This window comes from Clostridium sp. AF20-7, from assembly GCF_003479275.1.
In the GTDB taxonomy this organism is placed as follows: domain Bacteria; phylum Bacillota; class Clostridia; order Lachnospirales; family Lachnospiraceae; genus Otoolea; species Otoolea fessa.
This window is the reverse complement of record NZ_QUGF01000001.1, coordinates 120,948-143,357: the sequence shown is the minus strand read 5'-3', so window position 1 is coordinate 143,357 and position 22,410 is coordinate 120,948. Positions and strand designations below refer to the sequence as shown.

Sequence of the window (22,410 nt, the reverse complement as noted above, 5' to 3'; positions counted from 1 at the left end):
AAGGAGGTCCCCACCCATGATCCCACAAACATCCGTCAATTGGAACGCATTTAACTACAAATACTCCACCAATCCCCAACACGCCTTCGAATCCCTTACCTACTACCTCTTCTGCCATGAATTCCAGCAGCCCTACGGTATTTTCCGCTACTTCAACCAGCCCCATATTGAGACAAATCCCATTCATGTGGGCGATCGCTATATTGGTTTCCAGTCGAAATACTATGCAGACAGTGTTACCATGTCATCCAAAGAACAGGAACTGATCGGTGCTGTCAAGGGAGCCGTACAGAGATATCCAGGTATTACAACGCTTTATTTTTATATCAGCCGTGAGTTTTCTCCCAGTTCTAAAAAGGACGATATCATGCCCTCCTATCAGAAAAAAGTGGAAGCAGCCGCTGAAGAGCTTGGCATTGAGCTTGTCTGGCGGGTTCCCAGCAACCTGGAAGCGCAGCTGATGCAGGATAAGCAGCTTACCATTTGCCGCAATGTGTTTTTTCAGGTGGACTCTGCCGTACAGACCTGCTGTGAAAATCTTGTAAAACATAAAAGAGAGATATTTGATCACATTCACACCAGCGTAAGATATAGAGAAAACGATATTACTCTGGAACATATCCAACTAGACCTTAACTCGTTTTTAAATTCTGATGCGGTCATTTTGCTCATTGACGGAGCTGCCGGTTCCGGAAAATCGGCTCTGGTAAAACAACTTACGGATGGACTTACAAATGACTGCGCATTCCTCGCTTTTAAAAGTACCGATCTGGATGTGAATGATATCCTAAATTTTTTAACCCCTTATGGCGAATTAAATTTGGATGAAGTGATCGATGTATACAAAATGGCTGACACACGTGTGCTCTATATCGATGCAGCCGAAAAGTTTTTTGTTTGTGAATATCAGGAAACGTTTGAGGATATCCTGAACCGCTTTATGGCAGCTGGATGGAAAATCATTCTGACACTCCGAACCGCGTACCGGGATTCTTTTCAAAACTCTCTATTACACGGCAGCAAGGTTCAGACCTACCAGGTCGAACCAATTAACCTAGATAAGCTGTCCACTCTATCCCATACCTATGGTTTTCAGCTGCCACAGGATAAGCGGTTACTGGATCTGCTCTGTGCGCCTTTCTATCTGGGCTTATATCTGGCTCTGGAAAACCTTGAGGATGAATCGATGCGTTCTTTGAACCGTGAGGCATTTGAGGAAAAGATCTGGAATGATATCATCCGTAACAGCCGGAAGCGGAAGGACAATCTGCCAACCAGAAGGGAAACGGCCCTTATTTCTTTGACCACGAAAATGCTTCGAAATGAGATTTATTATCATGAGATTCTCGCAGAGGATGATTCCGAGGCACTTTCTGAACTGGAAAAAAGCGGCGTGCTGTTCCAAAGCGACGATGCCAGAAGATATTTGCACAGCCATGATGTATTTGAAGAGTTGGTTGTCGGTCATATTTTTACTGAACGCTACCGGCATGGTACCCTGAATGAGCGGTTTTTTGCCGATTTCCACCCTTCTCTCCGCATCCGAAAGCTATTTCGCGGATGGCTGGCTGATTTTGCCGCTGTTCCAACGCATCAGGAGCTTATTTTCCACCTTCTCGACTGCGAACAGATAGAGCGGATATGGAAAGATGAGATTCTCTTAACGGTTATCAGCACGGAATCTTTAAAAGTAGTTTATCAAAAGCTGACACAAAAGATGGCTGCAAACAACTATGAGCTGTTACGAAAACTTGTAATTTTAATCAACACCTGCTGCCGCGCCGCAGAGAACTGGGAGCAATACTGGAGTACTGGAAATCTGATTCCGTTTCGCCTTTCCAAGCCATCCGGCTATGCCTGGCAAGCTTTGTTTGCATTTTTGCTGGAGCAAAAAGAGACTATTCTTTGGGATGAAAGCCTGATCTCTATCATCATCGAGGTACTGGATTCCTGGACCAAACACCTCGCTCATGCTAAATCAGAAAATACCCGCATGGCCGGAGAAATCGGAGTATTTTTGTTTCAAAAAATAGCCAACGACAAGGATCTGCGTTATACCTTTGAAAAAGGGCAGGTAGAAAAGCTGCAGGATGTATTGGTAAATTCTGCATGGATGATTCAGGAACCCTTAAAATCCCTTTTTCAAATGGTAATAGATGAAAAAACCGGCGATGAAAACCATCCCCCGCTTCCCCGTATGTATACGGATCTGGCAAAATGCGCTGTATCGGATATTTATCATTATGGAATGGTTCCAGCTGCAATACCTGAAACCACGCTTCATCTGATGGCAAAATTGTGGGTTCGCTCTAATATGACTCTTCGTACCCATTACGCACATCCTGACGTTGAAGAAGATTTCGGTTTAAATCCTCATCTGGACTTTTGGTATCAAACCGCAAGCGCTTATGCAACACCAATTATCCCATTGCTGCAAACCGAACAAAATCTTGTAACTGATTGGTTAATTGATTTTTGCAATCAAGCTGGTAATTCCTACGCACATTCATCTTTAAATGAGGATTATGGGGAATGTACAAACATTACTATTTATGTAAACGATATACCTGTAGAACAAATTGCATCTGACCGACTCTGGAAAATGTACCGCGGAACTTCGGTTGGTCCAAATCTTCTGATTAGTCTCTTGATGGGGTTTGAAAAATGGCTTCTTATGGTTATCGAGCATTCAGAAACTCTTATTGTTGTTAATTATTGCCGCTATATCCTGCAAAAGTCCCGCAATGTTATGTTAACTTCCGTGATCGTCAGCGCCGCAGAAGCTTATCCAGATAAACTATTTGAGATTGTCTGTGAGCTTCTGCGTACAAAAGAACTATTTCATCTGGATTCATACCGCTTTACCGCCGAATCCTCAGCTTCCTTTTTGTTGACCGGAAAAGATCTTCTTGAAAAAGAACGGCTAGAAAGTAACCGGCTTCCTTTCAGGAAAAAACGTCTGGAAGAAGTTATTTTATCGTATCAAACAAATTCCAGCGGTCTTTCAACAGAAGCCTTCAATTTCCGAAAACAAACACTTTATCAAGCGATTGACCGAGCGACTGCCGATATCGATACCTGGTCATCCAATGACAAATTTGCCTATTACCGGATGGATTTACGACATTATCAGGAAATTGTTGATGTTCGGGAAAATGAGCACGGGCAGACACTCTGTACGGTTCTCCCTGATTTTACAGAAGACATGAAAGCATTAAGCCAGAAGAGCGCCGCCGCCTATGAACCTCATCTGAAATATATGGATTTACAGTTATGGAGCGATTATAAATTCCACCATGATGTTAAATTCCGGGAATATAAAAAGTATGAGAATGTCCGCACCATTTGCTCAGAGCTGAACGAAATCTGGGCATATATGGACGCTGAAGTTCGCAATGAGGAACTCTCTTCCGACGATATATCTGTGATCGTGGACCGCTTTACCGCGATCGCATCTTACACCAGTGCTGTTTTACTTCGGGATTTTAAGGAAACATTGTCACATGAAGATCGGACATTATGCGAATGTATCATTTTCTCTATTGCTGATTTATTTGCACACGCTTCTCACTTTGAAATCGTTCAGGCTGGAAATGGAATCGATGCGATTGCCGTTGGACTGGTTCTTTTAAGCAATGAAGATAATATAAAAGCCATAAATGACGAAAATCCTCTGTGCCTGCTTCTTAAATTGGCACTGAATGACTGGAGTTACAACAGCCGTATCGTGAACGGAATCGCGTCAACCATCTGGGTGCACAGCCAGAATGCTGCATGGCATTTCCTGTATCTGTTTTCACTCCTCGCCGATTCTTATGAAGACGCGCTTTTGAAAAATGAGTCATTTTCCAGCGATGACTTTTTCAAGCGGAATGAGGATGTGATTGCCCGTGCGCTTGCGAAAGACTCAGTTGATATAACCGACTTTGATTTTTCCAAGCTCCAGAATATAACAATTTTCACGCTTCTTTCCTTGATCTCTCCCCAAGCAGCAGAGGCATTTAAATTCGCGGATGCAACGAAAGATCTTGTCATGGAACTTGTTTTTACAGATAACAGGGATTTGCGCACCGAACGCAGGGAACTTTCTGGATATACATTAAACTATGTTTCCTGGCTGGCAGATGTTCTGCTCCATTGTGAGCAGGCAGAACAGGCAGGTCTGATCGATGCATTTTTCAAATCTGCAGATTTGATTCGGAATGATAACTCAAAATATCTGATTACCGAACTTATTCGAATTCAAGATATCTGTGGAAAAACGGATGCTTTCTGGAATATATGGGAATTACTGAAACCTTACCTTCTTGCATTAAGCAGCAAACCACAGGTTTCTTTTGATGACCGCCATCCGTATGGACTGGACAAAGTGATTATCAGCTATTTATTTGGCAATTCTCCCTGGAGATCCGGCGTTCACCGATGCGCCTTCCTTCCAGAAGGAAAAGCGGCTTTCTTTGACGATTTTATCGACAAATCAGGAAGTCTCAAATCCCTGTTCTATGCGATTTCCCGGCTGCTCTATACCGTTGGGCGGGAACCTTACATTGAAAACGGAATCGACTGGATGTATAAACTGGTCACGCGTGATCCTGACTGCCGGTTACCGCTTTATCAGCAAACCTTGTATTATATGGAAGAGTACGTCGGTCTTTTTGTATCACGTCATCGCATGGATTTCAGGAACGATGTGGAACTGGCTTTGAAGACTCAGACGGTGCTGGAGTATATGGTAAATCGAGGATCGCAGATTGCTTTTTTCTTGCGGGAGTTGATTTAAAATAAAGGGTACAAAGGCAAAATTCTACATTTACTTAGAAATACATATCGGACTGATAGCGAACTCAGTTGACATTGCAGAACATAAGTTCTATAATTGGCTTGTTAGCATTTACAAATTACAGATTTATAAATATTACCTCGGAGGCCAATGCCATGAAAAAAATAGGTTTAACCATATATGCTTTAAATGTTTTTCATACCGGAAAGCATAACTTTGAAAAGAAACAAGGACATTTAACTTTTATAGATATGCTTTCAGATTTCTCTAAACTCTAAAACAGGACAGTTTTCCCGCCCCCGTTTTGGTCTTCCATGAAACAAAGGATGCGGAAGTTGGTTTTAGAAAAGCGAAAATAGAAAGCCATGCGGCTTTATTACACAACCGCATGGCTTTTCTCTTCCATCACCTATTTTTATTTGCAAACCCGGTTCTCCAACTGCCCACTCTGCACATAATGTGTATAGTAAGCCTTCAAATCGTCTCCAAACACTGCCGCCAAATCCGGGTTATTTGCCTTATATACACTGACATCGAAATTCTCCGATGCCCTGCGTCCTTCTACCATACCACACGTATAAAAATGCTCAAATAACTTTTGCGAATCCAAGCCAATGACCGACTGCAAATCTGGATTATTCATATAATAATAATTTGCATCAAACACCGGCTGATACATGTTCATCTGTTCCGCTACCTGATTCTGATTACCTGCGGACTGTGCCTGTGTCTGAGTCTGCGTCTGACCGGACGTATTTCCATTCGAAACAGCCCCATTCTTATACGGGCAGACTCCATTTGGATGAAGATGTGCCTCATGGCCGCCACAATGATAATGATAACTTCCCAGACCGCTCTTATTCTTGTAGTCATGATGACCGCCTTGTGCATCGGTTCGTCCCTGATGCGCCTCAGCTGTAATCATCGTCATATTTGAGACTGTTGTGAAAGATGCCGTCAGCATCATACAGGATAAAAGCGCGGTTCCAAACTTTTTAAAACGTTTCATAATAACTCCCCCTTGTAACTGTAAAATGAAATGCTCTCCAATTTAATTGTAACATTTCCATACAGAAAACACAAGAAAATTGCCATAATACCGCACTAATTCTGCCTTATAAAACCATGCGGTTGCCATTACACAGCTGACACATACTCTTCTTACTCACCTTCTTTCAAGGAAAACTCCTTAAGAAATGGAATTCCTCCATATACCCCCGCCAGATAATCCTTTTCAAATGATGCATCGGAACGCACCTTAAAGTCCGAAAGCGCACATAATTCCGAATGTCCCAGCTCGTCTTTCTGTACAAACCAAATCTGGTCCCTTCGGAAGAATTTTTTATCCATTAATGTCGTATCATGTGTAGTATAAATCAGCTGAGCCATTGAATTGTTATCATAAAATAAATCAATAAAAAATTTTAACAACAATGGATGTAATTTTACATTTAGCTCATCCATCACCAGTACATAATCATTGATAATTGGCATATGTGCATGGATAAAAAGCATGATACTCTTGATTGTACCTTCTGACTCATCGTATAAATTCAAAGGATATAATTCCCCATCCGCCCCTTTATGAAATGTAAAAAACAGCGTTTCTTTTTCTTTATAAGTAATATCCTTTATTCCAATATCTATTGCGGTAAGAAACTCTAATAACTTTTCCTTTTTTCCATCAATTACCTTAGGTAAAAGAGCATCTAAAAACCTTGTATCTTCATAGTCATCCGACATAAAAACCAGTACATCTGTAATTCCTGAATAAACCGTTTTAAAAATATCTGTTTTTAACTTGAGCTTATTAAAGAAAGATAACAATAATGTCTCTGGTGGAATTTGATCTTTATAAGCTTCACATTCTTTTCTAACGGACACCCCTAAATTTACTTTTTGCATCGTCCTCTCAAAAATCGTCACTTTACGGTTTGTCTTTAAACTCTTTCTGTACAGCCATTCCATCACGATCTTCTCAGAATTGTACTCAAACCCATACTGATACTCCTCGTCCCGCAGAATCTGTACAATCTCAAATTCTGAATTACCTTTGTTCTCTTCAAAAGAAAATGGTTTACTGCATTTTTTGAGTACGGACTCAGCTCCGTCATCAACATTGTTCAAAGATTGGGAAACAATCCGCCGAAAAAGCTGTAGTGCCCACACGAAATTGGACTTTCCGCTGGCATTGGCGCCATAAATAGCTGCTACCCGCAGGAATTTTTCCTTGGTATCTATATCAATCAGGTTCGACGGTGCTCTTTATAAGCGCTGATTGCTGTCATATCAAAAATCGTTTCTTCTTTAAAGGAAAGAACGTTTTTCATTTTAAATTGCACCAACATGTTTTGTACCTTCTTTTTATATAATATACAAATTTCTGATTTTTATATCAACATTTTTGTGATTTTTCCGTTATTTTATTGATTTTATGTTTCATAATTACTCTATCCGTCTCTCTCAATTACAAAAAAAATCAAGATTCTATGCCGGAATAGAATCTTGATCATCAATTAGCCGCGATACTTTTCGCGAGGGATTCGCAGGCAGAACACCTTGAGGCCATATTGTGAAGCCCAGATGCGCACGCCCTTACGAGTAATATATGGAGTATATACTAAGACATATTCCTTATCCATAAGGCGGTCACCTCCTTTTTTGAAGGTTCCTCTTGAAATCCCCGACAAAGTATGATACATTTAAAAATGTAAATACGTATCCCGGCATACTCGTCGGCAGAATTTGTGCTGCAACACAGATTCAAGAGGCAGAACACCTATGGGTGGTCTGCTTTTATTTTTCCAACTCTTCTTTTAAGTTGGAAATAAAAGTGGGTAACATGTTTTCAATGTAAAGTGTGATGAAATCTAAATCTTTTTCGGTCACATTCTGGGGAATGATAACCTTTGCCACAGAACCAGAAAGTGTTGGTATTGTAAAACAATACGCCGACGGCTCCATCGACGTCAGAACTTCCTCTTTGGATTCAGCGGTACTATTTTCACTAACCTCTTTAGAATCTTTAGAAGAACTTTCATCCTCAAAGGAGTCAATATCATTCTCATCTGATTCCAAAAGAATAATGCCGTTTTTCAGTATTCCTACCTGCTCTGCATTTTCAATGAATTTCGCAGCGGCAATATCCTTAGCGCTTTTCGTTAGATTGTATTCTAAAAGAAGTATATTACTAAGCTTATCTTGACTAGGAAGGGCCTGGTTTTCATATCTTTCCACGATCTTACGATATAGCGGAGCCGATAAAAAGCTTTCTACGATAGCGCGTCTGGTATCTAATTCATTAACCGGATAGACAATCCGCTTGGCAAGTTCTGTCAGTTCAACCGCTCCATTTGAACCTCGAATCAATCCAAACTGCTTTGCAGTACTAATCTTTGCCCGAAAGGAATTTGTCTTCACGCTAAATCCAAGAACACTTGCAACAGTATTGATAGATACACGCTTTCCACCGATTTTTACAATTTCATTAATGAAATCCACAATTTCTTTAATAGAAAACATGGGATACAGTGAACTTCTTTCCTTTATATTTTTTTCAGCCGACTGTGCCATCTGAGAATCTCCCTCCTTAAATCCACGTCTAGTATAGCATCTACCATCCACTTCGTTAAGACTTAAACTTAATTTGATTCTCAATGTGCTCAAAATTTGATTCTTATTTACGTCCATTCTCGTAAAAACTATGTTTTTTACATTGTAAATTTAAAATTGAGTGCACATATCATTAAAAAGGACCATATTATTTTTCTTATATTTTGCGAAACAGCATCTGTTGTCATTTGCTGTTTCACAAATTTCATTTTTTCCTTCTGCACTCCTATTTTTAACCTGATTCTCCAGGCATTCCATACACTTAATATATATAATTTTCGTATAAAAATAGGCTATTGCAAACACCTGCATCCGCAATAGCCCATTCTTACCTTCTACTATATTCGTCACTCTCCAAAAACTTAAAAGAGCTTTCTACCGCATATACTCCTGCTTCACCTTATGATCCACCACATGCCGCTTCGCCAGCTCTTTCGTCACATCCTCTACGCTGATGCCCGCGTCTGCCATCAGAACCATGGCATGATAACACAGGTCTGCCAGCTCGTAGATCGTTTCGTCCTTGTCTTTCTTCGCTGCCGCGATGATAACTTCGGTGCATTCCTCGCCGACCTTTTTCAGAATCTTGTCCAGACCTTTGTCGAACAGGTAGGTGGTGTAGCTTCCTTCCTTCGGATTCGTCTTACGTCCCATAATGAGGTCGTAAAGTCCCTCATAGGAAAACGGCGTAATCTCCTCGTTCTGGTAAACCGGATCAAAGAAGCAGCTCTCCGCGCCCGTATGGCACGCCGGACCTTCCTTGACTACCTCGACAATCAAGGTGTCCTTATCGCAGTCCGCATAAATACTGGAAATATGCTGCACATTCCCGCTCGTCTCACCCTTTCTCCAGAGCTCCTGACGGCTGCGGCTGTAAAAACACGTTTTCTTCTCCCGAAGGCTGATCTCCAGACTCTCCCTATTCATCCAAGCCATCATCAGAACCTTCTTGCTATAATGGTCCTGCACAATCGCCGGAATCAGACCTTTCTCATTAAACTTTAACTCATCAATCTTAAACGACGGCTCTACGCCTGCAATCTCGTTGATATTCTCACTCATATTTTTATCCTGCCTTACCACATAAAATTTTAATTACATCGTAACTGTTCAGTACCTTCACAGTCACGCGCAAAATTCCATTAAAATTGCCTACGGCAATGGGATTTTTGCCTGCTGGCCCACGTTTTCGTACGGTCAGCGCAGCGCCGACGCTCTCCTTCGTGATCCACAGGAGAACAGGCATCCAAAAACTGTAGAAAACATCGCATACGCCGGTGCTTAGTGAGGTCTTTTCGAACTTAGCACCGCTGCGTAGGCGCAAGAGCGAAAGCGTTTTTCGGAAGTTTCTGGATGCCTGTTTTCCGTCCCTCTCACGAAAAAGCACCGCCCTCAAACTTCTCACTCCCTTCGCAATTTAGGATGATTTAGATCAACCGCATCTCCACCCCATTCTCCGCCAGATACTGTTTCAATTCCTTAATATTCACTTCTTTCCGATGGAAAATGCTTGCTGCCAGTCCCGCGTCGATCTGCGGATACTGGAAGAGGTCTAAAAAATCTTCTTTCTTTCCCGCGCCTCCCGATGCAATAATCGGCACATCGACACACTTCGCGATCTCCAAAAGCATCGGAATATCAAATCCCTGCTTCACACCGTCCGTATCTATACTGTTGACCACCAGCTCGCCTGCGCCGCGTCTGACGCCGGATTCTGCCCATTCCAGCGCATCAATGCCTGTATCGACACGCCCGCCCTGCTTAAATACGTGGTATTCGTCTCCAACACGTTTGACATCCATCGAAAGCACCACACACTGATCGCCGTAGCGGTGTGCCGCCTCGGTAATAAGCTCCGGATTTTTGATCGCGCCGCTGTTGACGCTGACCTTGTCCGCGCCGCATTTTAAAACGCGGTCGAAATCATCCAGCGTGCTGATGCCGCCGCCGACCGTCAGCGGGATGAAAACCCTTTTTGCCGCCTCAGTCAGGATGTCGGTAAAGATTTTTCTTCCTTCTACACTTGCCGTAATATCATAAAATACCAGCTCGTCCGCGCCACTCTGGTTGTAAAATTCTGCCATCTCGACCGGATCCGCCACATCCTGGATTCCCTCGAAGTTGACGCCTTTCACGACACGCCCGTTCTTTACATCCAGACACGGAATAATACGTTTTGAAATCATGCCGTTCCCTCCTGATTTCTTTTTCTGATTATTCATTCGAATGATTCGAATGATTTTTTTTCCGCTTTTTATACGACGCTTCTCCTAAACGGAATATTTCAGTGCTTCCTTTAAATCAATCGCACCCAGATACAGCGCTTTTCCTAAAATCGCACCATACACCTCTTTTTTCAAGATCTCAATCTCCTTGAGGCTGCTGATTCCACCGGACGCCACGATATCCAGCCCTTCAATCTGCGATAATTCTTTATAAAGCTCCAGGTTCGTTCCCTGCATCTTTCCATCGCGGGAAATATCGGTGTAAATGACCGTTTTCACTCCCGTATCGCGCAGGCGGCGGCAGAAGTCAACGCCTCTTACCTCGCTCGTCTCAAGCCACCCGTGAGTCGCCACAAAACCGTCCTTCGCGTCCACACCGACTGCAATTTTATCGCCGTATTTGCGGACCATTTCTTCGACAAATGGATAATTTGTGACCGCCACCGTGCCGAGAATCACGCGTCCGGCTCCGAGCGACAGGTATTTGTCGATGGATGCCTCGTTGCGGATGCCGCCGCCGACTTCTACAAATAATCCCGTTGTCTTAATCAGCTTCTCTATCGTGTCAAAATTTGCCAGCGCCGCGTCTTTCGCGCCGTCCAGATCGACCACATGCAGGTTTTTCGCGCCCTGCTCCTTGAATCCCAGCGCCACCTCTTCCGGCCGGTCGCTGAATACTGTCATCTGGTTATAATCGCCTTGCACCAGGCGCACCGCCTTGCCGTCCCGCAAATCAATCGCCGGAAATAGCTCCATGTCCGTTTCCTCTCCATAACTGTTTAAATCCAATCTACAAGCCTGAAAAAACAGTTACCTTTCTTGTTTTTCTATTAATTATATCTCCGAAAACGCCTTCAGAATCCGCAGTCCCACTTCCCCGCTCTTCTCCGGATGGAACTGGCAGCCCATGACATTTTCATTTGCCGCGGACGCCGTGACCGGAATGCCGTACTCCGAGGTTGCCAGCAGACTCTCATCACAATCTTTTCCATAGAAGCTGTGGACAAAGTAGACGTAATCGCCCTCTTTGCTGTATTTAAACAGTGGATGTTTCTTTCCTTTTTCCGTCAGATGCAGGCTGTTCCAGCCCATGTGCGGCACTTTTAGGTTTGCCGGAATGTCTTCTTTTAAGTCTGCCATCACGCCCGGAATCAATCCCAGACCCTGATGCTCGCCGTATTCATAGCTTTTATCAAAGAGAAGCTGCATTCCGAGGCAGATTCCCATGATCGGTTTGCCTGCTTTTGCTTCATCCAGCAGCGGCTCTGCCATTCCGGATCCGCGCAGTTTCGCAATCGCATCGCCATACGCGCCGACGCCCGGTAAAATGATGTGATCCGCTTTTCTTAAATCTTCCGGATCGCGGCTGACTTTATTTTCCAGTCCCAGATAACTGAGGGAGGAACTGAGGGAAAACAGGTTTCCCACGCCGTAGTCAATAATTGTTATCATTTGCAGCCTCCTATATCAATTCATGTATGTTCCCGCAGTCAACGCAGGAACCTGCTGAATCATTATAAACCCATTAAATAGATTTGTTATACTTACTTTTATCTTAGATCATAATACCCCTTTTGTCGATGGAATCTCGTCCCGGTACTTCTCGTCAATCGACACCGCCTCGCCGAGCGCGCGTCCCAGTCCCTTGAACATCGCCTCGATGATATGGTGGCTGTTTTCGCCGTGGAACATTTTAAAATGCAGCGTCATCCGGCTGTTGGAGGACAGTGCAATCATAAATTCCTTTACAAGCTCGGTATCAAAATCGCCCACTTTTTCGGTCGGAATCTCCACATCCATGACCAGATAGGAGCGTCCGCTTAAATCGAGGGCCGTCATCACCAGTGTTTCATCCATCGGAAGCAGGAAGCTTCCATAGCGGCGGATGCCCTTTTTGTCGCCCAGCGCCTCTAAAATTGCCTGTCCCAGGGCAATTCCGATGTCCTCTGTCGTATGATGGTAATCGACCTGCGTATCTCCGTCACATTTCAATGTGAGGTCAAACCGTCCATGTCTGGCAAAGAGCTCCAGCATATGGTTTAAAAATCCGCAGCCCGTATCGACCTGATATTTTCCCGTTCCATCTAAATCAATCGACAGGCTGATTTTCGTCTCTGCCGTGTTTCGTTCTAATGAAATCTTGCGTTCTCTTGACATTTCTGCCAGCCTTCCTTTCTTATTCACAGCTGCCCCATCTACAAAAACCATGCTGCCAGCATTTTCATACGGTTCCTACAGTAAATGCGTGAACCTATTGAATTCCAGCCTATCTTACAACTGCACTTCTCGCCGCTTCCACCAGCTTCTTCGTCTCCTCAACAAACGTTTCCATCTCTTCCTCGGATCCGATGGAAATGCGGACGTAATCTTTGATCCGCTCGCTGTCCCAGCGTCTTACCAGGATTCCTGCCTCGCGCAGTCCGTCAAAATAGACTTTTCCCGGCATATCGCCGCTCTTGGCAAAAATGAAGTTGGTCTTCGAATCCAGCACAGTAAATCCAAGTGCCCGGAGCGCCTCGGTCGTTTTTTCACGCGTTTTGCAGATGCGCCCGGTACATTCTTTCGTGTAGTCCCAGTCGCGCATCGCCGCCGCGCCAGCCAGAATCGACAGGCGGTTGACGTTATACGGGTTAAAACTGTATTTGATCCGGTTCATATCCGCGATAAGTTCCGGGTTTGCGATCGCAAATCCGACGCGCGCGCCGGCTAAGCTGCGGGATTTGGAAAAGGTCTGGATAATCACCAGATTTTCGTATTTCGGAAGCAATGATACACACGATTCGCCGCCGAAATCCACATACGCCTCATCCACCATCACAACGCGGTCCGGGTTGGACGCCGCTACTTCCTCAATCGCAGAAAGCGGCAGGTTCATGCCTGTCGGAGCGTTTGGATTGGCGATGATCACATTATTTCCGCAATTTTTATACGGTTCGATATTTAAGGTAAAATCTTCCTCCAGCGGAACTACCTTGAACGGGATTCCATAGAGCCCGCAGAGTGCCGGATAAAAGCCATACGTCAGATCCGCGAACTGAAGCGGCGCGTTCTGGTCGCAGAATGCCCGGAATGCAAAACCTAAAATCTCGTCGGAACCATTGCCCGCGATGACCTGGTTTGTTCCCACGCCGTAGTGGTCGGCGATCGCCTCGATGAGGATGCGCTCTTCCGGATCCGAATAAAGGCGTAAATTTGCAAGTTCCAGCGGCATAATTTTAGAAGAATTTTCCTCATACCCCGCCAGAATCGCCTCCGCAACCTTCGGGCTCGGTGGATACGGGCATTCATTGGTGTTCAGCTTGATAAATTTCCGTCCCTGTGGCTGCTCGCCCGGTGTGTACGGAAGAAGTGATTCGCTTGCTTTGCTCAAAAAACGGCTCATATCTGCCTACGCCTCCTTTTTGTCCTCTGCGGCTGCTTCGTTTGCTGCCTGTTTCTCTTTCTCTGCTTTTTCCTTCTTTTCCTGTTCTTTCTTCTTCTGGTGTTCTTCCACCGCGCCCTTCAGCTTCTCCGCCATCTCGGTGATCTGCTGGTTCTTGAACTCAAAGCTGCTCTTGTTGGCGATGAAACGAGCGCTGATCGGCAGGAACTCTTCCAGCACTTTCAAGTGATTTTCACGGATTGTGCTACCCGACTCGACAATATCCACGATGACATCCGAAAGCCCCAGAATCGGCGCCAGCTCGATGCTTCCGTTTAATTTGATAATATCAATATCGCGTCCCAGCTTCGCGTAATGCTCTTTCGCAATATTCGTAAATTTCGTTGCCACGCGCACCGGGCGATCCTTGTCCTCGACGTAATCCTCTTTTCCGGCCACGCACATCCGGCATTTTCCAAGTCCCAGATCCAGAAGCTCATATACATCCGGGTTGCTCTCCATCAGAATGTCTTTTCCGACGATTCCGACATCTGCCGCGTGGTGTTCGACGTAGATTGCCACATCACTCGGCTTGACAAGCAGGTAGCGGACACCCGTTTTCGGATTTTCAAACACCAGCTTTCTATTTTCGTCGTAAATACTCTTGCAGTCATATCCGACCGACGCCAGAAGCTCATACACCTGATCGCCCAGTCTTCCTTTTGGCAGTGCTATGTTTAACATCTCACGCCCTCCTTTCCGCTCTCCTGAAAGGCCGTTTCCCGATCCTCTTCCAGGGAAAGGCGTCCATCATATCGGTACAGATAACAGTAACGCAGATCCTCCGGCACCGTTTTCTCCACCCGCACGCGCAGTCCCTGACGTCGCAGGCTTTCAACCGCCTGGCACAGGCGCACCACATCGACGCCCGGCTCATAAAGCACCAGTGCATCGACATCATAGCGGATACTCTTCTCCGGCAGGCGCTCCAGCTCTTTCAGATAGATGGCAAATCCGATGGCATCGGCTTTCTTTCCGAGCTTCGCCATCATGCCATCGTACTGACCGCCGGAAAGCACCTGGCGTGCCAGCCCGTCTAAGAATCCCTGGAAAATGATGCCGTTATAATACTCAATGTCATTGATCATCGAGAAATCCAGGCGCACCTTGTCAAGCTGTCCGCCCAGTCCCATCGCCTCCAGAACCTCATACAGGCGGGATAACAGGGCAACCGCCTCTTTCATTTTCGGCGTATCCGCGATCGCACCTGCCTCTGCCAGCACCCGCCCAAACTCTCCGTACAGCCCGGAAACCTTCAACAATTTCTCTGTATCGCCCTCCGGCAGTGCCAGATCCGCGCACAGCTTTTCCAGCCCGCTGCGGTTTTTCGTCCGGATCAGCCCTAAAATGATATCTTTCTGATCGGCATTGACCGGAAGCTCTTCCATCAGTCCCACCACGAAATCCATGTTGGAAATCTTGAGCACATAGTCCGTCTCAAAATCCGCCAGACTCTTGAGCGCCAGCGCCAGCACCTCCGCGATCACGCAGTCATCCACGCCGCCCATGCACTCCAGTCCCATCTGGCTGATCTCTTTGTAAGTGTGGCTTTCCTTGCTCTCACGGTACACACTCTCCAGATAATAGACCTTCTCGCACGTATTTTTATCTGCCTTGGTGTTCTTCGCGATACTCAGCGTCACGTCCGGCTTGAGAGCCATCAGGCGTCCGTCCAGATCCGTAAATGTCGGCACATTTTCCCCCAGCAGGAAACTTTTATTCGCTGCATACAAACTATATTCCTCAAACCGCCCCATCCGGTACTTGCGGTATCCATAGCTCTCATAAAGACCTCTCAGGCGAAGCGTCGCCACCTCCGCCCTCCGAAGGCTCTGAATCTCTAAATTCATGCTCTATCTCCTCTCAACTGCCGCCGCAACCGCCCCGGCTCAACAAAATCCGCCGGACAATCACCCGCTCGTCTATATCCTGCCGTTATAGCTCCCATCACTTTTGTTTATCTCGCTATCATGGTAGCGTACTAAAGTGTTTTCTATATACTATCATTCCTTCTTAAAAAAAGCAACTACTTTTTTAGAATACTCACACTTTAATTAAAAGAAAAACTCGGGGCGTGAGAAATGTGCGCCCCGAGTTTTTCCACCTCGACTCTATTCTTTTATAACCTTCTCCAAAATCGGCCCCAGAATCTCCGTCCAAGGCGTATACGCATCCTTTTCCTCCAGATGCGTCAGCGCCATCCAGTTCAGTCCTCCCGGTGTCATTTCTCTGGCAAGGTCTTCCAGATCCCCGTCCCACGTCGCTGCCTTGCGGGACAGCGCCCCAGTAAATTCGGTGATGTATGCCCGTGCGGATGGCTCATCCAGCCCGTTTCTCTCACACCACTGGATAATGACGGTCAGAAGCATATAGTAAGCGCTCATCAGGCCCGTCGTGCTCCTAAGGATCGCGATCTGCTTCGGCGTATCGACCGGAACCGGCTTGCCGACGTGACTCATCAGATCGACCACCTCCGGGATATCCGGGTAAATCACCACCGGTCCGAAGCGGTTCGCCGCGAAGGTCAGAGGCACAACATCCGCCAGAATCTCTCTCTGTCCAAACATTTCCTCGATGCGCTTTAAGCTCAGCGTTGCAACCAGATTGATAAACTTCTTCTCCGGTCCGATATGAAGCGGTTTTAAGATATCTTCCGCCGCCTTCGGAAGGAGCGCCGCAAAGACCCAGTCCGACCGGTCCACAACTTCCTGGTTATCCGCCGCGACCGACACGATCTCCGGGTATTTCTCATGCAGCATCTGCGCCCGTTCTTTATTTCTCGGCGATACAACGATCTGCAGATTCTCCATTCCGCTCTCGCAGAATCCAGTCACGACGGACGTCGTAATGATTCCCGTTCCAATAAATCCCAGTTTCATAAACTTCTACCCTCTCTTTCTCCTCTCCGTTTACCCGAAATTTTTCCAGACGATTCCGAGCGAACTTTTCTGATAGTTACTCCCCCGATTTTATTCACATACACAGTATACAACCAAAAACACATATTTTCCAGCATCCTACTCATATCTCGGCGCACTTTTCCGGGTTTTCATCGTAATTCCTCCCTCAACCTTCGCAGCCCACTTTGATCCGGCGCCTTATTTTATCGTTCATATCCTCCTTGCCATTTTTTTTGAAATTGTCCACTTCCGCAAATAAAGCGATTGAAATAAGCCATCTCCTCATCTTTATTCAATCTTAATACGTCGTAAATCTCCCTTATCCGCTCTTAAAATCTCCAGCTGTATAATATGACCATCACAGAAATAAGGAGCTGTCTTTATGCCTGAAGAGATTATTCGACGAAAGCGCCGCCTTTCGTCTTTTCAAATTATCACATTAGGGTTTGCCGGGGTCATTCTACTCGGAGCGCTACTGCTGATGCTGCCGATCTCCACGACTGGAGAGAATATTACTCCATTCAATGAAACGCTGTTTACTGCGACCTCTGCCGTCTGCGTGACAGGGCTTGTAGTACAGGATACAGGCTGCTACTGGTCAACCTTTGGGCAGGCGGTTATTCTGGCACTGATCCAAATTGGTGGTCTTGGTGTCGTAACCGTAGCAGCATCGTTTGCGCTGTTGTCCGGGCGAAAAATTTCTCTGATGCAGCGCAGCACCATGCAGGATGCAATTTCAGCACCAAAGGTCGGCGGAATCGTCCGTCTGACACGCTTCATCCTGCGAGGGACGTTTCTGATTGAGCTACTGGGAGCGCTTGCCCTGCTGCCGGTATTCTGCCGGGACTATGGATGGCGCGGCATCTGGATGGCGGTATTTCATTCCATATCCGCTTTTTGCAACGCCGGGTTTGACATTCTTGGGACAGAAAGCAACCACTATCCATCTCTTACCGGCTACGCGGACAGCCCGGTAATCAATATCACGATTATGCTGCTGATCGTGATCGGCGGTATTGGATTTCTGACGTGGGATGACATCTTTGAAAACAAGTGGCGGTTTCATCGCTACCGAATGCAGAGCAAGGTGATTCTGGTCACGACAGGTTTTTTAATTTTTCTGCCTGCTATGTTTTTCTTCTTTTCAGACTTTTCCGCGCTTCCCGCCGGAAACCGGCTGCTGGCATCCTTTTTTCAGTCTGTCACGCCGAGGACAGCGGGCTTCAACACGGTAAATCTTTCCACGATGTCCGGTGCATCACAGGGCGTAATAATCCTTTTGATGCTCATCGGCGGTTCTCCAGGTTCTACAGCAGGCGGTATGAAAACAACGACACTGGCGGTTCTGCTTGCCAATGCCACTGCAACCTTCCGCCAGCGCGATAGTGCCCGATTTTTCGGACGCAGAGTCGATTGCAGCGCCGTCAAGACCGCCGCGACCATTCTGACGATGTACTTGATGCTGTTCTTTGGCGGTGCTGTCTTTATCAGCGCATATGAGAATCTTCCGCTGTCTGTCTGCCTGTATGAAACGGCATCGGCGGTCGGGACGGTGGGATTGACACTTGGTATTACACCGCAGCTGCACATTCCATCGCAAATGGTGTTGATCACGCTCATGTATCTGGGCAGAGTCGGCGGTCTTACCCTCATTTATGCGACATTTTCCAGCAAAAAGGTGGGGAATGCAAAGCTGCCGCAGGAAAAAATCACGATTGGATAAGGAGTCTTTTCACATGAAAAACATTCTATTGATTGGCACAGGCCGCTTCGGACGGCATATTGCAGTACAGCTTTCTCAGCTGGGGCATCAGGTCATGGCGGTCGATACAAACGAGGAACGAATCAATGATGTGCTGCCATATGTCACCAACGCACAAATTGGCGACAGTACAAACGCGGAGTTTCTTCGCTCTCTTGGCATCGGAAATTTTGATGTCTGCATCGTGACCATCAGCGGGAACTTTCAGAACTCGCTGGAAACCACCTCGCTGCTGAAAGAACTGGGTGCGAAGTGCGTGGTGTCGCGTGCCGAGCGTGATGTGCAGGCGAAGTTTCTGCTTCGCAACGGTGCCGACCAGGTAGTCTACCCGGAAAAACAGGTGGCAAAATGGGCAGCGATCCGATACACTGCCGACCATATTTTCGACTACATAGAGATCGACGAGCAGCACGCCATTTTTGAAGTAGAAGTTCCGGCCGGGTGGATCGGCAAAAGTGTTGGTGAACTGGATATTCGCAGAAAGTATGGCATTAACATTCTCGGCATCAAACATTCAGGAAAAATCGACGCTTCCATTACGCCGGATACGGTGCTGTCCGGGGAAATAACGATTTTAGCGTTGGGCGAATACAAAGCGCTGCAAAAGTGCTTCCGAATCTGAATGGACGGTGAGGGTATATGGAAGATAGCGTTTTGATCGCTGGGACGGCGCTAATGTTCCTGTTCGGCTGGTTTTTGATGAAACGGCTGGATCGCTTTCTGGACGAAAATCAGAAGCGCATCAAAGAATCGTCTGAACAACAGCAGGCTGAACCGTGCGTGCATCTGGTCGGAAATATTTCTCCTGACGAACTTGAGGAAACATTTTCTCAGTTTCGCAATAGTCATGCCCATGTAGAAATCGTGATCTATGATTCAGAGCAAATTTCTTTTCCGGACAACAAATCCAATTGGGCGCAGTAGAAACCTTCACATTTTGGTGCTATAATTGCTATAATATTGTTTAAGAGGGGTGGTGAAAATGTGCAGAATAAAGGAAGCGAAATGCCAAAAGAGCATATTCTTGTGTGCCTGTCCTCGTCTCCATCCAATGAACGCATTGTACGAATGGCAGGGAAAATGGCACAGGCATTTTGCGCCAGTCTTACCGCACTTTACGTGCAGACCCCCGGAGACGCTGATATGAACGCGGAAGATACCGTCCGTTTGCAGGCGAATATGCGTCTGGGGCAGCAGCTTGGCGCAGAAATTGTCACAACGCATGGTGAAGATGTGGCGACACAGATCGCGGAATATGTGCGGCTCTCTGATGTGACCAAAATTGTGATTGGACGAAGCGGCATACAGCGGCGGCATTTCTGGAGCGAATCGACGCTGACAGAACAGCTCATTACGCTTGCACCGGAGGTAGATATTTATATTATTCCGGATGTGGAAGCCTATAAGAACTGCCGCAGAAATCAGCCGCTTACTATCCGCCCGGCGTTTCCGACCGCCCGGGAACTACTTCTGACCATCGGAATTCTGGCAGTTACGACGGTCATCGGATGGATTTTTCTGCGGCTCAGCTTTGCAAATGCCAATATCATCATGGTTTACCTGCTGGGTGTGCTTCTGACTTCCACTTTTACCAGCGGATATACCTGCGGTGTGCTGTCCGCTTTTTTGAGTGTCCTCCTGTTCAATTATTTTATGACGGAGCCCCGGCTGTCTTTGGCAGCCTATGGCAGCAAATACCCAATAACCTTTGCCGTCATGTTCGCGGCTGCACTTTTGACAAGTACACTTGCGGCCAAGCTCAAAGCCCACGCACAGCTATCCGCACGGGACGCTTATCGCACGAAGCTCCTTTTTGATATGAACAGACAGCTCCAAAAAGCGGAAACGCCGGAGGAGGTCTATCGGATGACCGCGACGCAGATACAAAAGCTCATGCAGCGAGACGTTCTGATTTACCCGGCACAGGGCAACGCTCTGCTGGATGGGAACATTTATCCGGCTGACGGAAGTAGTCCATACAGCATCCCAGATACCGACCGGGAACAGAACGTGGTTCAATGGGTCTGGCAAAACCGCAAGCGCGCCGGAGCAACGACGCAAAACTTTCCAAAAGCAAAACGGCTGTATCTTGCCATCCGTACCGGACAGCAGATTTACGGTGTTGTCGGGATTCCGATGGAAAAGCAAACGCAGCCTGACGCATTTACATCCAGCGTTCTGTTCTCCATCCTCGGCGAGTGCTCTCTGGCGCTGGATAACCTGCGAAATGCCAGAGAAAAGGAAGAAGCTGCCGTTCTTGCAAAGAACGAACAGCTTCGCGCCAATCTTTTGCGTTCGATTTCTCATGATCTCAGGACACCACTGACCTCGATTTCCGGCAACGCAGATACGCTGCTGCACAGCTATGACGTGTTGGATGAGCAGACACGGAAACAGATTTTTACGGACATTTATGACGATGCACAATGGCTGACGGGACTGGTTGAGAACTTGCTTTCCATTACGAAAATTGTAGACGGCAGCGTAAAGCTGCACCTTTCTGATCAGGTCGTGGATGACATCATATCGGAAGCACTCAGGCATATTGACCGAAGAGCGGCAGAACATCACATCGCAGTAGATTGCGGAGACGTACTGTTGCTGGCACGGATGGACGCAGGACTCATCATGCAGGTGCTCATCAATCTGGTGAATAACGCAGTCAAATATACCCCGGTTGGCTCGAACATCCGGATCACGGCAATCCCGCGAGAAAATATGGCTGAAATATGTGTCAGCGATAACGGTCCCGGTATTCCGAATGAACTGAAGGAACGTGTTTTTGAAATGTTCTTTACTGGGGGCAATCCAATTGGCGACAGCCGCCGAAGTCTTGGACTAGGACTTACGCTCTGTCAAACCATTGTTCATGCACATCATGGTGAAATGACGTTGAAAGACAATTCGCCGCATGGCTGCATCTTTTCCTTTACAATACCACTTAGTGAGGTGAACTTAAATGAATAAGCCGCTCATCCTCGTTGTAGAAGATGATACCCCGGTGCGAAATTTAATAACGATGACACTAAAAACTCACGAATATAGGTATCTTTCGGCGCAAAACGGCGCAAGTGCCGTGATGGAAGCGCTGTCTCACAACCCGGACATTGTACTGCTTGATCTGGGGCTGCCGGATATGGACGGCGTGGAAGTCATCCAAAAAATCCGCTCGTGGTCGAATATGCCGATCATTGTGATCAGCGCCAGAACAGAGGATTCCGATAAAATCGGGGCGCTGGATGCTGGGGCGGATGATTATCTAACGAAGCCTTTTTCCGTGGACGAACTGTTGGCACGACTGCGGGTGACGCAGCGGAGACTGTCGATGATGAAAACAGACTCCGTGCAGGATTCTCCGATTTTTACGAATGGTGCGCTGAAAATCGACTATGCGGCAGGCTGCGCATATCTTGACGGCACAGAGCTGCACCTGACACCCATCGAATACAAGCTGCTGTGCCTGCTCTCCAAAAATGTTGGTAAGGTTCTGACACACACCTATATCACGCAGCAGATTTGGGGCAGCAGTTGGGAAAACGATATCGCTTCTCTGCGGGTGTTCATGGCGACCCTGCGCAAAAAGCTGGAACGCGGAAAAGACGGGCAGCAATACATACAAACACACATCGGAATCGGCTATCGGATGCTCCGCATCGAGTAAGTAATTCCTGAACTGAACATTCATGACTGAATGGAGTAGATTTCTTGTG

Annotated in this window: 20 protein-coding genes; 7 read left to right on the top strand and 13 right to left on the bottom strand. The window is 46.5% G+C overall.

What is annotated here, in order from left to right:
- The first annotated feature begins 16 nt into the window (after positions 1-16).
- Entirely contained in the window at positions 17-4,780 is a 4,764-nt protein-coding gene (locus DWX68_RS00700) for a hypothetical protein (RefSeq protein WP_147354930.1), read from the top strand.
- A gap of 155 nt (positions 4,781-4,935) precedes the next feature.
- On the top strand, positions 4,936-5,058 hold the full coding sequence (locus tag DWX68_RS14995) for a hypothetical protein (RefSeq protein WP_279220389.1): 123 nt from the start codon (positions 4,936-4,938) through the stop codon (positions 5,056-5,058).
- Between the two features lie 137 nt (positions 5,059-5,195).
- Here the strand turns inward: DWX68_RS14995 and DWX68_RS00695 are convergent, their stop codons facing one another.
- From DWX68_RS00695 to DWX68_RS00630, 13 genes are all read right to left on the bottom strand, one after another.
- On the bottom strand, positions 5,196-5,789 hold the full coding sequence (locus DWX68_RS00695; RefSeq protein ID WP_118628386.1) for a YHYH domain-containing protein: 594 nt from the start codon (positions 5,787-5,789) through the stop codon (positions 5,196-5,198).
- Positions 5,790-5,941: 152 nt separating this feature from the next.
- Positions 5,942-6,985, bottom strand: coding sequence for an ATP-binding protein (locus DWX68_RS00690; protein ID WP_347475151.1), 1,044 nt, complete (start codon positions 6,983-6,985; stop codon positions 5,942-5,944).
- 311 nt (positions 6,986-7,296) lie between these two features.
- A complete protein-coding gene (locus tag DWX68_RS14990) occupies positions 7,297-7,422 on the bottom strand; it encodes a hypothetical protein (RefSeq protein WP_270224331.1) in 126 nt (41 codons plus the stop codon).
- A gap of 154 nt (positions 7,423-7,576) precedes the next feature.
- Positions 7,577-8,353, bottom strand: a complete 777-nt coding sequence (locus DWX68_RS00685; RefSeq protein ID WP_118628385.1) for a hypothetical protein — start codon at positions 8,351-8,353, stop codon at positions 7,577-7,579.
- A gap of 414 nt (positions 8,354-8,767) precedes the next feature.
- Positions 8,768-9,454, bottom strand: coding sequence for a bifunctional phosphoribosyl-AMP cyclohydrolase/phosphoribosyl-ATP diphosphatase HisIE (gene hisIE / locus DWX68_RS00675; protein WP_118628383.1), 687 nt, complete (start codon positions 9,452-9,454; stop codon positions 8,768-8,770).
- A 365-nt stretch (positions 9,455-9,819) separates the two neighbouring features.
- Positions 9,820-10,578 carry an imidazole glycerol phosphate synthase subunit HisF gene (gene hisF, locus DWX68_RS00665; RefSeq protein ID WP_118628381.1) on the bottom strand — a complete coding sequence of 253 codons (759 nt, stop codon included), beginning with the start codon at positions 10,576-10,578 and terminating at the stop codon, positions 9,820-9,822.
- Between the two features lie 84 nt (positions 10,579-10,662).
- Positions 10,663-11,373: a 1-(5-phosphoribosyl)-5-[(5-phosphoribosylamino)methylideneamino]imidazole-4-carboxamide isomerase gene (hisA, locus tag DWX68_RS00660; protein ID WP_118628380.1), complete on the bottom strand. Its 711-nt coding sequence runs from the start codon at positions 11,371-11,373 to the stop codon at positions 10,663-10,665.
- 78 nt (positions 11,374-11,451) lie between these two features.
- Positions 11,452-12,069, bottom strand: coding sequence for an imidazole glycerol phosphate synthase subunit HisH (gene hisH / locus DWX68_RS00655; RefSeq protein WP_022360499.1), 618 nt, complete (start codon positions 12,067-12,069; stop codon positions 11,452-11,454).
- 108 nt (positions 12,070-12,177) lie between these two features.
- Positions 12,178-12,774: an imidazoleglycerol-phosphate dehydratase HisB gene (gene hisB / locus DWX68_RS00650; RefSeq protein ID WP_118493391.1), complete on the bottom strand. Its 597-nt coding sequence runs from the start codon at positions 12,772-12,774 to the stop codon at positions 12,178-12,180.
- Between the two features lie 109 nt (positions 12,775-12,883).
- The gene (gene hisC / locus DWX68_RS00645) at positions 12,884-13,999 is read right to left on the bottom strand and encodes a histidinol-phosphate transaminase (RefSeq protein ID WP_118626958.1); all 1,116 of its coding nucleotides are present in this window, start codon (positions 13,997-13,999) and stop codon (positions 12,884-12,886) included.
- 6 nt (positions 14,000-14,005) lie between these two features.
- The gene (gene hisG, locus DWX68_RS00640; protein WP_118628379.1) at positions 14,006-14,722 is read right to left on the bottom strand and encodes an ATP phosphoribosyltransferase; all 717 of its coding nucleotides are present in this window, start codon (positions 14,720-14,722) and stop codon (positions 14,006-14,008) included.
- Positions 14,716-15,888, bottom strand: coding sequence for an ATP phosphoribosyltransferase regulatory subunit (locus tag DWX68_RS00635; RefSeq protein WP_118628378.1), 1,173 nt, complete (start codon positions 15,886-15,888; stop codon positions 14,716-14,718). The genes hisG and DWX68_RS00635 overlap by 7 nt, the downstream gene beginning before the upstream one ends.
- A 261-nt stretch (positions 15,889-16,149) precedes the next feature.
- Positions 16,150-16,917: an NAD(P)-binding domain-containing protein gene (locus DWX68_RS00630; protein WP_118628377.1), complete on the bottom strand. Its 768-nt coding sequence runs from the start codon at positions 16,915-16,917 to the stop codon at positions 16,150-16,152.
- Between the two features lie 403 nt (positions 16,918-17,320).
- Between DWX68_RS00630 and DWX68_RS00625 the strand changes: the two genes are divergently transcribed.
- From DWX68_RS00625 to DWX68_RS00605, 5 genes are all read left to right on the top strand, one after another.
- Positions 17,321-18,661 (top strand): potassium transporter TrkG, encoded by a 1,341-nt coding sequence (locus DWX68_RS00625; RefSeq protein WP_118628376.1) that lies wholly within the window; start codon positions 17,321-17,323, stop codon positions 18,659-18,661.
- A gap of 13 nt (positions 18,662-18,674) precedes the next feature.
- A complete protein-coding gene (locus tag DWX68_RS00620; RefSeq protein WP_022360492.1) occupies positions 18,675-19,322 on the top strand; it encodes a TrkA family potassium uptake protein in 648 nt (215 codons plus the stop codon).
- Positions 19,323-19,339: 17 nt separating this feature from the next.
- A complete protein-coding gene (locus tag DWX68_RS00615; protein WP_147341938.1) occupies positions 19,340-19,624 on the top strand; it encodes a hypothetical protein in 285 nt (94 codons plus the stop codon).
- 81 nt (positions 19,625-19,705) lie between these two features.
- On the top strand, positions 19,706-21,667 hold the full coding sequence (locus DWX68_RS00610) for a DUF4118 domain-containing protein (protein WP_107000892.1): 1,962 nt from the start codon (positions 19,706-19,708) through the stop codon (positions 21,665-21,667).
- Positions 21,660-22,361, top strand: a complete 702-nt coding sequence (locus DWX68_RS00605) for a response regulator transcription factor (protein WP_022360489.1) — start codon at positions 21,660-21,662, stop codon at positions 22,359-22,361. The genes DWX68_RS00610 and DWX68_RS00605 overlap by 8 nt, the downstream gene beginning before the upstream one ends.
- The last annotated feature ends 49 nt before the right edge of the window (positions 22,362-22,410 follow it).

What these genes read in the sequence shown, in the direction of transcription:
- DWX68_RS00605 (WP_022360489.1), top strand. Translation starts at nt 21,660, where the DNA reads ATGAATAAGCCGCTCATCCTCGTTGTAGAAGATGATACCCCGGTGCGA.
- DWX68_RS00635 (WP_118628378.1), bottom strand. Translation starts at nt 15,888, where the DNA reads ATGAATTTAGAGATTCAGAGCCTTCGGAGGGCGGAGGTGGCGACGCTT.
- hisG (WP_118628379.1), bottom strand. Translation starts at nt 14,722, where the DNA reads ATGTTAAACATAGCACTGCCAAAAGGAAGACTGGGCGATCAGGTGTAT.
- DWX68_RS00615 (WP_147341938.1), top strand. Translation starts at nt 19,340, where the DNA reads ATGGAAGATAGCGTTTTGATCGCTGGGACGGCGCTAATGTTCCTGTTC.
- hisB (WP_118493391.1), bottom strand. Translation starts at nt 12,774, where the DNA reads ATGTCAAGAGAACGCAAGATTTCATTAGAACGAAACACGGCAGAGACG.
- hisA (WP_118628380.1), bottom strand. Translation starts at nt 11,373, where the DNA reads ATGGAGCTATTTCCGGCGATTGATTTGCGGGACGGCAAGGCGGTGCGC.
- DWX68_RS14990 (WP_270224331.1), bottom strand. Translation starts at nt 7,422, where the DNA reads ATGGATAAGGAATATGTCTTAGTATATACTCCATATATTACTCGTAAG.
- DWX68_RS00685 (WP_118628385.1), bottom strand. Translation starts at nt 8,353, where the DNA reads ATGGCACAGTCGGCTGAAAAAAATATAAAGGAAAGAAGTTCACTGTAT.
- DWX68_RS00700 (WP_147354930.1), top strand. Translation starts at nt 17, where the DNA reads ATGATCCCACAAACATCCGTCAATTGGAACGCATTTAACTACAAATAC.
- DWX68_RS00630 (WP_118628377.1), bottom strand. Translation starts at nt 16,917, where the DNA reads ATGAAACTGGGATTTATTGGAACGGGAATCATTACGACGTCCGTCGTG.
- DWX68_RS00610 (WP_107000892.1), top strand. Translation starts at nt 19,706, where the DNA reads ATGCCAAAAGAGCATATTCTTGTGTGCCTGTCCTCGTCTCCATCCAAT.
- DWX68_RS00695 (WP_118628386.1), bottom strand. Translation starts at nt 5,789, where the DNA reads ATGAAACGTTTTAAAAAGTTTGGAACCGCGCTTTTATCCTGTATGATG.
- hisIE (WP_118628383.1), bottom strand. Translation starts at nt 9,454, where the DNA reads ATGAGTGAGAATATCAACGAGATTGCAGGCGTAGAGCCGTCGTTTAAG.
- DWX68_RS00625 (WP_118628376.1), top strand. Translation starts at nt 17,321, where the DNA reads ATGCCTGAAGAGATTATTCGACGAAAGCGCCGCCTTTCGTCTTTTCAA.
- DWX68_RS00620 (WP_022360492.1), top strand. Translation starts at nt 18,675, where the DNA reads ATGAAAAACATTCTATTGATTGGCACAGGCCGCTTCGGACGGCATATT.
- hisH (WP_022360499.1), bottom strand. Translation starts at nt 12,069, where the DNA reads ATGATAACAATTATTGACTACGGCGTGGGAAACCTGTTTTCCCTCAGT.
- hisF (WP_118628381.1), bottom strand. Translation starts at nt 10,578, where the DNA reads ATGATTTCAAAACGTATTATTCCGTGTCTGGATGTAAAGAACGGGCGT.
- hisC (WP_118626958.1), bottom strand. Translation starts at nt 13,999, where the DNA reads ATGAGCCGTTTTTTGAGCAAAGCAAGCGAATCACTTCTTCCGTACACA.
- DWX68_RS14995 (WP_279220389.1), top strand. Translation starts at nt 4,936, where the DNA reads ATGAAAAAAATAGGTTTAACCATATATGCTTTAAATGTTTTTCATACC.